Genomic DNA, 424 nt, shown 5'->3' on the forward strand with positions numbered 1-424 from the left:
CGTAGGCGCTCTTGCCGTCTCCGGCGACCGCGACCATGTGGCCCTTGCCCGCGCCGAGCGCAATCTCGGCGACGATCTTGCCGCGCGCCACGTCGATCCGCAGCAGATGCTGCGAGGCCTCGGTGGTGGCCAGGGCCTCGCGCCCGCCGGGCAGGAAGCGCAGTCCGTGCGGGCGGCCGTGGCGGCCGAGGTCGACGATCCGCGGCGGCGCCTTGCCGCGCAGATCGAGCACGCTCAAGGTGTTGCCGGCGCTGTCGCTGCCGTAGTTGGCGACCAGCGCGGTGCGGCCATCGGGCGCGACCACGATCTCGTGCGGCGCCTTGCCGGTCGCGAATTCGCCGAGCTTGCGCCCGTCCTCCAGCGACAAACGCCAGACGGTGTCGGCGGATTTGTTGCCGACCAACAGCTCGCCGGCCGCCGCCGG

1 protein-coding gene is annotated in these 424 nt (G+C 73.1%); it reads right to left on the reverse strand.

Going from position 1 to position 424, the window contains the following annotated elements:
• Positions 1 to 424 (reverse strand): gluconolaconase (locus tag HKX41_10505; GenBank protein ID NNC24564.1); only part of this gene is annotated, 424 nt, incomplete at both ends.

It is taken from the genome of Salifodinibacter halophilus, from assembly GCA_012999515.1.
Classification (GTDB): domain Bacteria; phylum Pseudomonadota; class Gammaproteobacteria; order Nevskiales; family Salinisphaeraceae; genus Salifodinibacter; species Salifodinibacter halophilus.